Source organism: Streptomyces armeniacus, assembly GCF_003355155.1.
Taxonomy (GTDB): Bacteria; Actinomycetota; Actinomycetes; order Streptomycetales; family Streptomycetaceae; genus Streptomyces; species Streptomyces armeniacus.
Window position 1 is genome coordinate 3151478 of the sequence record NZ_CP031320.1, and the last position, 12819, is coordinate 3164296.

Annotated in this window: 9 protein-coding genes; all 9 read right to left on the reverse strand. The window is 72.3% G+C overall.

All coding sequences use genetic code 11. The features are described from left to right. A complete protein-coding gene (locus DVA86_RS13655) occupies window positions 1–2238 on the reverse strand; it encodes an NHLP family bacteriocin export ABC transporter peptidase/permease/ATPase subunit (RefSeq protein WP_208878471.1) in 2238 nt (745 codons plus the stop codon). After that, the gene (locus DVA86_RS13660; protein ID WP_208878473.1) at window positions 2235–3050 is read right to left on the reverse strand and encodes an HlyD family efflux transporter periplasmic adaptor subunit; all 816 of its coding nucleotides are present in this window, start codon (window positions 3048–3050) and stop codon (window positions 2235–2237) included. Before DVA86_RS13660 ends, DVA86_RS13655 begins: the two co-directional genes overlap by 4 nt. Window positions 3051–3101: 51 nt before the next feature. Further along, complete coding sequence (locus DVA86_RS13665) at window positions 3102–3296, reverse strand: hypothetical protein (protein ID WP_208878475.1); 195 nt, start codon at window positions 3294–3296, stop codon at window positions 3102–3104. Between the two features lie 421 nt (window positions 3297–3717). After that, entirely contained in the window at window positions 3718–6297 is a 2580-nt protein-coding gene (locus DVA86_RS13670) for an ABC transporter permease (RefSeq protein ID WP_208878477.1), read from the reverse strand. Between the two features lie 47 nt (window positions 6298–6344). Next, complete coding sequence (locus DVA86_RS13675) at window positions 6345–7130, reverse strand: ABC transporter ATP-binding protein (protein ID WP_208878479.1); 786 nt, start codon at window positions 7128–7130, stop codon at window positions 6345–6347. 232 nt (window positions 7131–7362) lie between these two features. Continuing rightward, window positions 7363–8049: a response regulator gene (locus DVA86_RS13680; protein ID WP_208878481.1), complete on the reverse strand. Its 687-nt coding sequence runs from the start codon at window positions 8047–8049 to the stop codon at window positions 7363–7365. Further along, window positions 8046–9815, reverse strand: a complete 1770-nt coding sequence (locus DVA86_RS13685) for a sensor histidine kinase (protein ID WP_208878483.1) — start codon at window positions 9813–9815, stop codon at window positions 8046–8048. Before DVA86_RS13685 ends, DVA86_RS13680 begins: the two co-directional genes overlap by 4 nt. A 158-nt stretch (window positions 9816–9973) precedes the next feature. Next, entirely contained in the window at window positions 9974–11959 is a 1986-nt protein-coding gene (gene htpG, locus DVA86_RS13690) for a molecular chaperone HtpG (protein WP_208878485.1), read from the reverse strand. A gap of 242 nt (window positions 11960–12201) precedes the next feature. Further along, window positions 12202–12513 (reverse strand): hypothetical protein, encoded by a 312-nt coding sequence (locus DVA86_RS13695; RefSeq protein WP_208878487.1) that lies wholly within the window; start codon window positions 12511–12513, stop codon window positions 12202–12204. Between the last annotated feature and the right edge of the window lie 306 nt (window positions 12514–12819).

Sequence of the window (12819 nt, forward strand, 5' to 3'; positions counted from 1 at the left end):
TCAGCGCTCCCGGACCAGCTCGGCGTACGCCCCGCCCGCGGCGAGCAGCTCCGTGTGCGTCCCGGACTCCACGACCGTCCCCTCCCGCAGCACGAGGATCTCGTCGCTGTCCCGCACCGTGCTCAGCCGGTGCGCGATCACCACCCGGGCGCAGCCGCGCCGCCGCAGGTTGTCGATCACCCGCTCCTCCGTGCGGGCGTCGAGCGCGCTGGTCACCTCGTCGAGGACGAGCAGGCTCGGGCGGCGTACCAGCGCGCGGGCGATCTCCAGCCGCTGCCGCTGCCCGCCGGAGAAGTTGCGCCCGTCCTGCTCGACCCGCCCGTGGATGCCGCCGGGGCGGCGGGCGATCACGTCCTCGTACAGCTCGGCGTCGCGCAGCGCCTCGACGACCGCCGCGTCGGGCACCGAGGGGTCCCACAGCGTGACGTTGTCGCGTACGGTCCCCTCGAAGAGGAAGATCTCCTGGTCCACGAAGGAGACGGAGGCGGCGAGCGCACCGCGCGGGATGTCCTCCAGCCGCCGGCCGTCGATCCGTACCGCCCCCGACCAGGGCCGGTAGAGGCCGGAGAGCAGCCGGGAGACCGTGGACTTGCCACTTCCGGAGCCGCCCACGAGCGCGACCTGCCGGCCGGGGCGGACGGTGAGCGAGAACCCCTCGAGGAGAGGCGCGTCGAGCGGGCTGTAGCCGAACGTGACGTCGTCGAGCTCGACATGTCCGCTGAGCCGGCGGGTCTCGGCGCCGTCCGCGGTGCCCCCGTGCCCGGCGGCGCCCTCAAGGGCGGGAAGCTCCGCCGGGTATCTCTCGACGTCCTCCAGCCGCGCCATGTCGGCGGCCAGGTCCTGCGCCTTCTCCGCCACCGAGTTGAGCCGTACCAGCGGCGCGCTGAACCGGACCACCAGGGCCTGGAAGGCGACCAGCAGGCCGACGGACAGCGCCCCCGACACCGCCCGCAGCCCGCCGAGCCACAGGATCAGCGCGCTGTTCAGCGTGGCCAGCGCGGGCGCCGTCACCGCCAGCCAGGCACCGGGCACCCCGAGCCGCTGCTGCTCCTCCAGCGTGGTGGCGTGCTGTCCGGCCCAGCGGCGGAAGTAGCCGTCCTCACCACCGGTGGCCTTCAGGGGCTCGATCAACTGGAGCCCGGTGTACGAGGTGTTGGTCAGCCGGGCGATGTCGGTGCGCAGCTTCCGGGTCCGGGTGGCCCGTAGCCGTACGACGATCCGCAGCACGACCAGGTTCAGCAGCGCCACGCCCACACCGACCAGGGTGAGTTGCGGATCGTACGTCCACATCAGTGCCGCGTAGAGCAGCACCACGGCCCCGTCCACGGCCGCGGCCGTCAGATCGCGGGCCAGCGTCTCGGCCACCGCGTCGTTCGACTGGAGGCGCTGTACCAGGTCGGCGGGCGAGCGCTGGGTGTAGAAGGCGGCGGGCAGCCGCAGCAGGTGCCGCAGGAAACGGGCGCTGCCCAGAGTCGAGGAGATCAGCCGTCCGCGCAGCAGATTCGCCTGCTGGAGCCACGTCAGTACGGCCGTCACCGCCACGACCGCGCCCATCGCGGCGAAGAGCGGGCCGAGCAGCGAACTCAGCTCACGGGTCAGGAAGATGTCGATGTAGGTCCGGGTGAGCGCGGGCACCGCGGCGCCCGTCACGACCAGCAGCAGGCTCGTCAGCAGCGCGGCGAGTATCGTCCCGGTGGTGCCGCGCAGCCGCGCGGGGAGGGCGCTGAACGCGTGCCGGCGGCTGCCGCCGGGCCGGAACCCCTCACCGGGCTCCAGCACCAGCACCACCCCGGTGAACGCGGCGTCGAACTCCTCGGCGGGCACGAAACGGCGGCCCTTGTCGGGGTCGTTGAGACGCACACCGCGGCGGCCGAGCACGCCGAACTCGCGAACCGGACCCTCGTACACCACGTAGTGGTTGAACTCCCAGAACAGGATCGCGGGCCCGCCGACCTGGGTCAGCGCCCCGGTCTCCATCTGCATCCCCTTGGCGGTCAGCCCGTAACTGCGGGCCGCCTTGAGGATGTTGCTCGCCCGCGAGCCGTCGCGTGAGACGCCGCAGGCGACGCGGAGCTCCTCCAGCGGCACCTGCCGGCCGTGGTGGGCGAGCACCATGGCCAGTGCGGCGGCGCCGCACTCCAGGGCCTCCATCTGCAGGACGGTGGGGGTGCGGACCCGCGTGGCGGGCCTCGCCTTCGCGCGCCCGCGGGCACGCGCGGCGCGGTGCGTCGCGGTCACGGGATCAGCCAGTCGACCGGGCGCTGTGCGGCGAGGCGGACCGAACCGTCGGCAAGGGTCATGGAACTGAGCGGGTGAGAGCTGCCGCGCGAGGTGGACCACTCGTAGCGGCCCGTGGCGCCGGGGGACTTCCGGAGCCGTACGACCACCGGCACCGGCCGCTCGCCTCGCGTGAACTCCTCGCCGAGCTGCGCGTCCCCCAGGAACGCGGCGATCTGCTCCCGCGACTGGGGTGCCGAGCCGACGGACTCGACGGTCCCGCGCAGCACCCCGTACTGCTGCCTGGGCGCGGACTGCACGGTGAGATCCACGGCCGCGCCCTTCGGTACGGACGCGGCGGAGCCGGCGGGCACGTACAGGATGGCGCGCAGCTCACGCGCCTTCCCCTCCTGCTCCCCGGTCCGTTCGACGGTGGCGACGTGGCTGCCGGTCGAGACGATGGTCCCGAGCCCGGCGCGCAGCGAGCTGACCCGCCCCGCGTCGAGCGCGCGGACGGCGCGGTCGCCGTCTCGGGTGCGGACGCGGACGAGCGCCGCCCCGGCCTTCACGAACCGGCCCTCCCGCGCGTACACCTTGGTGACCTGCCCGCCCACCGGGCTCTGTACGGTGTGACTCCCCTGCCCGTACGTCAGGATGCCCGGCGCGTCGACCCTCCCGGAGACGCTGCCGGTCACGGCCCAGGCGCCGCCACCACCGACGATCAGCAGGACGACGACGAGCACGAGCAGCCCCTGGGGGCGCGCGTACCGTACCGGCAGCTCCAGCTCATCGGGCAGCTGCTGCCTGGCCAGAGCCTGTCGGCGGAACTGCACGTCGTCGTCCTAGGTGGTTCGGGCGGCGCCTGGGCCGCTGTCAGCCGATGCTCAGGCCCCGGCGCCCGGGAGCTGGATGTCCGTCACGGTCAGGCTGACGGACTTCGCGCTGCCGGTGATGACCGGCAGTCCGCCGGGGCCCGGGGTCCCGGTGATCTGCAGGCCTTCGACAGCGATACCGACCCCGAGGCCGCCGGCCACGTTGTCCAGCTCTTCGTCGGCGATCTCACGCGTCTCGATGCTCATGGCAATCCATGCCCTTCTCTTCAGGCTGTTCTGGTCAGCACGGATCAGCCCTCGTGAGGGCCGGACCGTGTACTGCGGACGCGACCCCCCGTTGGCGCGGGACAGCGCCGGGATCGCGCCGTGATCAAAGCACGCCGCAGGGTGACTGCACAGCCCAAGTTGCCCTGAGCAACGGTCAGTTGAGGATTTCGAGTCCCCCCAAGGCGAGAGGCCTCCACGACTTCGACGAAACCTCCATGAGCGGCGCGCCCGCTGAGCCGGAACTACTTCGGAAGACGGGCAAATCTCCCTCGTCCTCCCGAAGGAGAACGCTGTTGATGTGCCCATGTGGGGAAACTCCCGCGCAGAAGATGCAGTATCACGGCAGGTGACGGAAGGGGGAGCGGTGATTCCGCTCCCACCCTCCCCACGCGCCGCCTCGTCACTGTGCGTTGATCGCCCGCAGCGTGTTCAGGCGGGCCGCCCGGCGGGCCGGCCAGATCGCCGCCAGGACGCCGATCGCCAGGCCGAGCAGCAGGAACAGGGCGAGCCGGGCCCACGGCAGTACGGTCTCGTACAGCACGAGCGAGGAGGCCGTGAGGCTGCCGCCCGCCCAGGCGAGGAAGATGCCCGTGCCGATGCCCAGGACCGCGCCGAACAGCGAGATCACCACCGACTCCAGGCGCACCATCTGCCTGACGCCCCGGTCGTTGAGGCCGATCGCGCGCAGCAGTCCGATCTCCCGGGTGCGTTCGAAGACCGACATGGCCAGGGTGTTGATGACGCCGAGCACGGCGATGACGACGGCCATGCCGAGGAGCCCGTACATCATGTTGAGCATCACGTCGATCGCGCCGGACTCCGCCTTGGTCAGCTGCTCCGGGTTCTGCACCTGGATGAGCGGGCTGTTGCCGAGGGCTTCGCGGATGTCCTGGTCGAGGCCGCCGGTGTGCCCGCCGGACGACGCGGCCTTGACCAGTACGCTGTCGAGCTTCCGCCCGTCGGCGTACGGGAGGACGTCGCCCAGGGTGCCCAGTGCTTCGTGGATGGCGCGGGTGTGCTCGTAGACGCCGACGACGGTCAGCCGCTTCTTCTGCTCGCCGAAGCCCAGCGAGCCCTCGAACGTGTCGCCCTTCGACAGGCCGGTCTGCCGGGCCAGTTCCTCGGAGAGCGCGATCCTGCCGGGGCCGATGTCCGTGAGGGAGCCGCTGCTGAACGTCAGGTCGGAGACCTTGCCGAGCCGCTCCGGGTCCGCGCCGGTGACCGTGGCGAACTCGCCCCGTACGCCCAGGCTCGAGGAGGTGACGGGTGCCGCCTCCGCGACGCCCGGGACCCGGGCGACCTTCGTGCCGGCGGCGGGGTCGATGCCGTTGTACGCGGAGTTGGAGACCTTGTAGTCCGCGGTCAGGCCGCGCAGGGACTCTTCCTTGAGGGCGGCGTCCATCGAGTTGCCGGCCACGCTGAGGCCGGTGATCAGGGCGAGCCCGATCATCAGGGCCGACGCGGTGGCGGCGGTACGGCGCGGGTTGCGGAGGGCGTTCTCCTTGGCGAGTTTGCCGCTGATGCCGAACAGCCGGGTGGTGAGCGCGCCCGCGAGCGAGACCAGCGGCCGGGACAGCAGCGGAGCGAGGACGATCATGCCCGTGAGCGTGAGGACCGAACCGAGCATGGCGATCATGAGGTTGTTGTCGACGCCGTTCCGCTGCGTGGAGATGTACAGCATGAGGAGGACGCCCGTACCGGCGAGCAGCCCGCCGAGGATGTTGCGGAGGACCATGCTGCGCTTCGGCGGTGCCTGGTCGACGCTGCTCAACGCCTCGACCGGGGCGATCTTCGCCGCCTTGCGGGACGGCAGCCAGGCGGCGAGCACGGTGACGCCGACGCCGACGACGAGGGACCAGACGAGCGCGCTCGTGGCGACCACCAGAGGGCCGCCCGGGAGGCCCGCGCCGCCCGCGTTGAGGAGCGGCCGCATGGCGGCGGCGATGCCGAGCCCGAGGGCGAACCCGGCCGCGGAGGCGGCGAGTCCGAGCAGTCCGGCCTCGACGAGGACGGCGCGGACGACCTGGCGGCGCGAGGCGCCGATGGCACGCAGCAGCGCGGTCTCGCGGCTGCGCTGGGCGATCAGCATGGTGAAGGTGTTGGCGATGATGAAGACGCCGACGAACAGCGCGATCCCGGCGAAGACCAGCAGCAGCCGGGTGAGGGCCTTGGTGTCCGCGGCGATCTGGTCGGCCTGCTCGTCCGCGAGTTGCGCACCGCTGGTGGCCTCGATGCTGTCGGCGGGCAGCACCTCGCGGATGTCGGCGGCGAGCCGCCGGTTGTCGGTGCCGGGCGCGGAGCCGATGGCCAGCTCGTCGAACCGGCCGGGGCGCAGCAGGAGTTCCTGCGCGGTCCTGGTGTCGAACAGCGCGAGGCTGCCGCCCGCGGTCACGCGCGGGTCATCGGTGTCGACGGTGCCGACGAGCTTCGCGGTGAGCGCGGGCCCCTCGGTGGCGAAGCGGACGGTGTCGCCGATGTCGTAGCCGGCCTTCTCGGCCGTACGGCGGTCCAGGGCCAGTTCGCCGCCCGAGGCGGGGCCGCGTCCGGCGGCGAGGGGGTAGCGGCTGTCCTTGTCGCTGCCGGGGGTGTCCGGGGCGTAGTTGGTGGCCAGGTTCTGCCAGTTGTTGTCGGCGTTGAGCGGCCTGCCGTCCTTGGCCGCGAGGGTGGCGTTGCCGTTGACGGTCGGCCGTACGGACTCCACGCCGGGGACGTCGCGGATCCTGCCGGCGAGCTCACCGGTGAGCGCCGTGGACCGGCGGTCGTCCGACGCGCTGCCGGTGGTCTCCCGTTCCGGCTCGGCCTGTACGGCGACGTCGACGTCCTTCAGGTTCTTGGCGGAGGCGCCGCGGAGGGCCTGGGCGACGGTGTCGCCGAAGACGAGCGTGCCGGAGACGAAGGCGACGCCGAGCATCACCGCGAGCGCCGTCATGATCAGACGGGCCTTGTGCGCGAAGAGGTTGCGCAGAGCTGTACGCAGCATGGTGGTCCCACTCCTGGGGTACGTGGCGGAAATCCCGGCAGCGGGGATCAGCTGGTGCGGGCGGCGGCCTCGAATTGCCGCATGCGGTCCAGGACGGTGTCGGCGGTCGGGCGGGGCAGCTCGTCGACGATCCGTCCGTCGGCGAGGAAGACGACGCGGTCGGCGTAGCCGGCGGCCACCGGGTCGTGGGTCACCATGACGACCGTCTGGCCCAACTCCCGTACGGAGTCCCGCAGGAAGGCCAGGATCTCGGAACCGGAACGGGAGTCCAGGTTGCCGGTCGGCTCGTCCGCGAAGATGATCTCCGGCCGGGACGCGATCGCGCGGGCCACGGCCACGCGCTGCTGCTGGCCGCCGGACAGCTGGGAGGGGCGGTGGTGCAGCCGGCCGGCGAGGCCCACGGTCGCCACGACGGTGTCCAGCCACTGCCGGTCCGGCTTGCGGCCCGCGATGTCCATCGGCAGCGTGATGTTCTCCAGCGCCGTCAGCGTGGGCAGCAGGTTGAACGCCTGGAAGACGAAGCCGACGCTGTCCCGGCGCAGCTGCGTGAGCCGGCGGTCGTTCAGGCTGGACAGCTCGGTGTCACCGATCCGTGCGGAGCCCGCGGACACCGAGTCGAGACCCGCCATGCAGTGCATCAGGGTCGACTTGCCGGAGCCGGACGGCCCCATGATCGCGGTGAACCTGCCGCGCCCGAACTCCAGCGACACCGAGTCCAGGGCGACGACTTGGGTGTCGCCCTGGCCGTAGACCTTGCTCAGCCCGGTGGCGCGGGCGGCGGCGGGAGCGGCCGCGGGGTGGGCGGTTACGGGGGCTGCTGCCTGCATCGACATGACGGCTCCAGACGTACGGGGAGGAGGAGGTGAAGTGCTTCTCATCCTCGGTGCGCCGCACGTCCGGGCCGTCGGCCTGAGGGCGTGAAGGGGGTGCCTGCCGAAGGTCGGGGGGGGGGGCGTCCGTAGTCCTGGGGGCGGACGGGGGGATCTGCCGAAGGGCAGAGGCGGTGGCGCTCGGCAGGCCCCGTGGTTCAGGACAGCGGGCCCGTACGGCGGCGTGCCCGTACGGTCAGGACAGCAGGCCCGTACGGTACGCCAGCACCGCCGCCTGGACCCGGCTGTCGGAGCCCGTCTTCTCCAGGATGGCGCTGACATGGGTCTTCACCGTGCCCACGCCGATGCCCAGCCGCTCGCCGATCGCCCCGTTGGCGAGGCCCTGCCCCAGCAGCGCGAGGACGTCGCGCTCCCGGTCGGTCAGCGCCGCCAGCCCCGCTTCGGGCGCGCCTGAACCGGCCGCCGGGCCAACGCCGTTGAGCATGCGGTCGATGACGGTGCCCGTGACGCCGGGGGAGAGGACCGCGTCGCCCGTCGCGGCGGCCCGTACCGCGCTGATCAGCTCCTGCGGGCCCTCGTCCTTGAGCAGGAAGCCGATGGCACCGGAGCGCAGCGCCCGCGTCACGTTCTCCTCGTCGCCGAACGTGGTGAGCATGACGACCTGCGGCCGGGGCTCGAGCACGAGCAGCCGCTCGATGGTGGCGAGCCCGTCGAGCACGGGCATGCGGATGTCGATCAGTGCCACGTCGGGGCGGGTCTCGGCGGCGATCCGTACGGCCTCCTCGCCGTTCGCCGCCTCGCCGACCACCTCGATGCCCTGGGCATGGCGCAGGATCAGCCGGACGCCGTGCCGGATCATCTCCTCGTCGTCGGCGAGCAGGACCCGGATCGGGCGGCGTTCGGAGGAGGGCGGCTCGGTCATGGGGTCTCCCACGGTGGTGTCTGCGCCACCACCGGCACGGTGAAGCGGTCGATCGCGGCCAGCTTGTCGCCGCGGAAACAGTACCGGGTGATCCTGAGACGGCCGGCGCCCTCATGGTCGTACGGGTCGACGGGGGTCGCGGACTCCGGGTCGGCGGGCCCGTCCAGCGGTACGTAGTCGTCGAACGGCACCGACGGGTACATGCAGAACGTCACGGACTCCGGGCGGGCCGGCTCCCGGCCCGTCGCCGCCGCGCGCACCTCCGGCTGGTCCGGGTAGACGGCGTCCTGGACCTCCTTGCGGGACATCCCGATGCGCGGCTCCTCGGGCTCGGACTGGCCCGGTTCCGGCGCCGCCTCGCTGACCAGGAGGAGGCCGAACAGCATCATCACGCCCACGCCCGCGAGTCCGAGGAGCCCGGTGAGGGCGCCCACGGCACGGCGCTGGAGCCGGGCGCCCGTACGGCCTGAGTGCGCCTCGGGCAGCGGCTCGGACAGCGGATCGACCGGCCCGGCCCCCTCGTTGGCGAGGACCGCCCCCGGCTCGGGCTGCGCCGGGATCCGTGTCGTCACCGCGAAGCCTCCGGCCGGTGTCGGCTCCGCCTCCAGCGTGCCGCCGAGCAGCGCCACCCGCTCCCGCAGCCCGACGAGGCCGCGTCCCGAGCCCAGGCCGGTCGACGCCTCCGGGGGTACGGGCGGCGCCCCGTTCCGTACGAGGACGTCCACCGCGTCGTCGGTGTGCGTGACCGACACGGTGACATGCGCCCCGGTGGCGTACCGGTGCACATTGGTCAGGGACTCGCGCACCACGCGGTGCACCGCGCGCCGTACCTGGGCCGCGCGGTCGTGCAGGTCGGGGCCTTCCCAGGTGAGTTCGACGGGGATGCCGCCGCTGCGCGACTCCTCGGCCAGCGCCTCGACGTCGGACCGCGTGCCCGTGGTGTCCGTCAGGGCGCCCGTGCCGGTGTCCCGGCCCAACGGGCCCAGGACACCCAGCACTTCGCGCAGCTCCCGCATCGCGTCCCCGCTGGCCCGGCGCACCAGCGCCGCCTCGTCGCGCAGCTCGGGCGACTGCGACTCGAGCGCCATCTCCAGGCCGCCCGTGTGCAGCGAGATCAGGCTGAGCCGGTGGCCGACCAGGTCGTGCATCTCGGCGGCGATCCGGGACCGTTCGTGGATACGGGACTCGCTGTCCGCGTGCCTGCGAGCCGACTCCGCGGCGGCGGCCCGCTCCCGCAGCGCCTCCAGCAGCCGGTCCTGCTGCCCGCCCGAGGTGCCGACGAGCCCCGGCACGATCAGGGTGGTGGCGGCCAGGACACCGCCCAGCGCGAGCCCGAACGTATGGCTGCCCAGCCCCGCACCCGGCGCGAAGACGGCGCAGACCAGCATCGTCAGGGCGGTCGAGGCCAGCAGCACGGCCGTACGGCGCCGCGGCGCGGCCAGCTGTCTGGCGGCGGTGTACGCCGTCACCGCGGCCGGCAGCCCCGCGGCGGGCAGCAGCCCCATGGCGGCGGACACGCCCAGCAGGCTCGCGGTGGGCAGGCGCCGTCGTACGGCGAGCAGCGCGAGGACGGCCGCGCCGAGGAGGAACTGCAGCTCGCCGGACGACGAGTCGCCCAGCTCGTGGACGACCTGCTGGGTCAGCACCATCAGCAGCGCGCCGCCGGCCACTTCCCCGAGCGCGCGCCACCGCCCGCGGGTGGACTCGCCGGGTGCCGCGAAGACGCTGCGTCTGCTTCCGGTGGTACGGGCCGTGCGGGGGGTCATCGGTCAATTGTCGGGGGTGGTGCCGTACGGCTCCCTGCGACCTGGGGATGAGGCGCGGCTCTGCCGAAAGCCAGAGGTGACGGCGTACGCCGGCAGAGCCGCCCTCGATCACCGGACGCGCCGGACCATCCGGACGCGCCGGACGGACCGGCGGCGGGTCAGAGCCCCGCCGCCAGCCGGGCCGCCAGCGTCCGTGCGAAGCGTGCCGGGTCGGACAGCTCGCCGCCCTCGGCCAGCAGCGCCATCCCGTAGACCAGTTCGGCGGTCTCCGCCAGGGCCGGGTCCTCCGGGTTCGCCGCGTGGGCGTCCTTGAGGCCGGCCGTCAGCGGGTGGCCGGGGTTGAGTTCCAGGATGCGCTTGATGCGCGGCAGCTCCTGGCCCATCGCGCGGTACATCTTCTCCAGGTTCGGCGTGACGTCATGCGCGTCGCCGACGATGCAGGCGGGCGACGTCGTCAGCCGCGAGGACAGCCGTACGTCCTTCACGTCCTCGCCCAGCGCGGTGCCCAGCCAGCCCAGCAGCGGCGCGAACTCCTTCTCCCGCCGCTGCTCCTCCTCGCGCCCCGCCTCGTCGTCGCTCTCCTCCGTCTTGCCGGAGTCCAGGTCGACCTGGCCCTTGGCGATCGACTGCAGCGGGGTGCCGTCGAACTCGCGGATCTGCTCCACCCACACCTCGTCCACCGGGTCGGTGAGCAGCAGCACCTCGTAGCCCTTGGCCTGGAACGCCTCGATGTGCGGGCTGTTCTCCAGGCGGGTGCGGGACTCACCGGTGAGGAAGTAGATGTGCTCCTGGCCGTCCTTCATCCGGGACACGTAGTCCCGCAGGCCCGTCTGCTCGTCGGGGTCGTGGGTGGAGGGGAAGGACGCGATGTCGAGGAGGGTCTCACGGTTGTCCGGGTCGGAGAGCAGGCCCTCCTTCATCGCGGGCCCGAACTCCTGCCAGAAGGTGCGGTACCGCTCGGCGTCCTTCGTCCGCAGCGACTTCACGGTCGAGAGGATCTTCTTGACCAGCCTGCGGTGCATGAGCTGGATCTGCCGGTCCTGCTGGAGCGTCTCCCGCGAGACGTTGAGCGACAGGTCCTGCGCGTCGACGACGCCCTTGACGAACCGCAGGTAGTCGGGGAGCAGCGAGGTGCAGTCGTCCATGATGAACACCCGCCGCACGTACAGGTTCACCCCGCGCCTGCCGCCCTGCTGGTAGAGGTCCAGCGGCGCGTGGGAGGGGATGAACAGCACCGCCTGGTACTCGAACGTGCCCTCCGCCCGCGTGTGGACCGTCTCCAGCGGGTCCGTCCAGTCGTGGCTGATGTGCTTGTAGAACTCCTTGTACTCGTCCTCGGAGATGTCGTCCTGGGAGCGGGCCCACAGGGCCTTCATGGAGTTGAGCGTCTCGACGGTCCGCTCCGGAGCGGGGTTCTCGCCGTCCGCGTCGCCGTCCGCGTCGCCGTCACCGCCGCCGTCCCCGTCGCTCGCGGGGCGCTCCACCGTCGTCCGCACGGGCCACGGGATGAAGTCCGAGTGCTTGCGTACGATCTGCCGCAGCCGGTTCGTGTCCGTGTAGTCGAACAGGTGGTCCTCGGCGTCCTCGGGCTTCAGGTGCAGCGTCACCGAGGTGCCCTGCGGAGCGTCGTCGAGGGTCTCCAGCTCGTACGTGCCCTCGCCGGCCGACTCCCAGCGCGTGCCCTGCCGTTCGCCCGCGCGCCGTGTCACCAGGGTGACCTTGTCGGCGACCATGAAGGTGGAGTAGAAGCCGACACCGAAGCTGCCGATGAGGTCGGCGGAGGCGGCGGCGTCCTTGTTCTCGTTCGCCTCTTTCAGCTTGCGGACGAACTCCGCCGTGCCGGACTTGGCGATGGTCCCGATCAGGCCCGTCACCTCGTCGTACGACATGCCGATGCCGTTGTCCCGCACGGTCAGCGTACGGGCCCCCGCGTCCGTCTCCAGCTCGATGTGCAGGTCGGATGTGTCCGCCTCGAGGCCGCTGTCCCGCAGCGACTCCAGCCGCAGCTTGTCCAGGGCGTCGGAGGCGTTGGAGATCAACTCCCGCAGGAAGACGTCCTTGTTGGAGTAGATCGAGTGCACCACCAGCCGCAACAGCTGACGGGACTCGGCCTGGAACTCGTGTGTCTCGACCCTGCCGCTCACAGCACTCCTCCTCGGGGAGCACCTTGTCGGTCATGTCCCACGAAGGCGGAGCCGCCGCCTCCCCGTACGGCGGACCGCCGGAGGGCGCACTCCACCGCGCCCTCACGGCACCGATCTTGCCCGCTCGACGGACCGTCGCGCCACTTCTCCGGCGGGCCGGCCCGTGGCGGATCGGTACGTACGGACCAGGGCGGGCTCCGTACGGTGTCGGGTTCCGTACGGCGGCGGGTTCCGTACGGGGCTCAATCCCGTGGGTTGCGGGCGAGCTTGACCGTGATGCCGCCGATCCCCAGCGGTCCGGCGACGCCCGTGACGACCGCGACGGTCTCGGCCGCGAACTGGAGCAGGGCGAGTACCGCGGCGACGACGCCCAGGACGCCGAGCGCCGTACCGGTGCCGACGGCGAGCGGGACCAGGTAGCGGCCGGGGCTGCGGCGGGGCGCCGGGGCGGGGGTTTGGACGATCACGACGGGCCGGCCGGTGGCTTCCGCGCGCCGGTAGGCGTCGGCGGGGATGTGCGGGGCGAGGCTCGGGGGTGGTTCGGGCTGGTGCATGGTGGTGCTCCTTTCTCGCGTGCGAGTGCCCACCGCCGTAGCCCTCATCCGCCTTGTGCCGCGGCCTGGTTGGCGCCGCCGTCGCATACCGGCCACGGGGCATAGGGGCCGTACGGGCCGTACCGCCTGGGTCCGCCCGTACGAACGGGCCGGCGGGCGCGGGGAGTTGGGTGCGGTCGGAGCGAGAATGGTCCAGACCTATTGACGAATGGTCTGGACTAACTTACCGTCCGGTGACTCGCTTCCCGTGAGTCGACAAGGCCCCGGCAAGGGGAACTTCGGCTTGCTCCTGTCAGCTCACCCCGC

Coding starts and splice junctions, on each gene's coding strand:
- DVA86_RS13665 (WP_208878475.1), bottom strand. CDS start 3,296: ATGAGCATCGAGACGCGTGAGATCGCCGACGAAGAGCTGGACAACGTG.
- DVA86_RS13670 (WP_208878477.1), bottom strand. CDS start 6,297: ATGCTGCGTACAGCTCTGCGCAACCTCTTCGCGCACAAGGCCCGTCTG.
- DVA86_RS13675 (WP_208878479.1), bottom strand. CDS start 7,130: ATGTCGATGCAGGCAGCAGCCCCCGTAACCGCCCACCCCGCGGCCGCT.
- DVA86_RS13680 (WP_208878481.1), bottom strand. CDS start 8,049: ATGACCGAGCCGCCCTCCTCCGAACGCCGCCCGATCCGGGTCCTGCTC.
- DVA86_RS13685 (WP_208878483.1), bottom strand. CDS start 9,815: ATGACCCCCCGCACGGCCCGTACCACCGGAAGCAGACGCAGCGTCTTC.
- DVA86_RS13695 (WP_208878487.1), bottom strand. CDS start 12,513: ATGCACCAGCCCGAACCACCCCCGAGCCTCGCCCCGCACATCCCCGCC.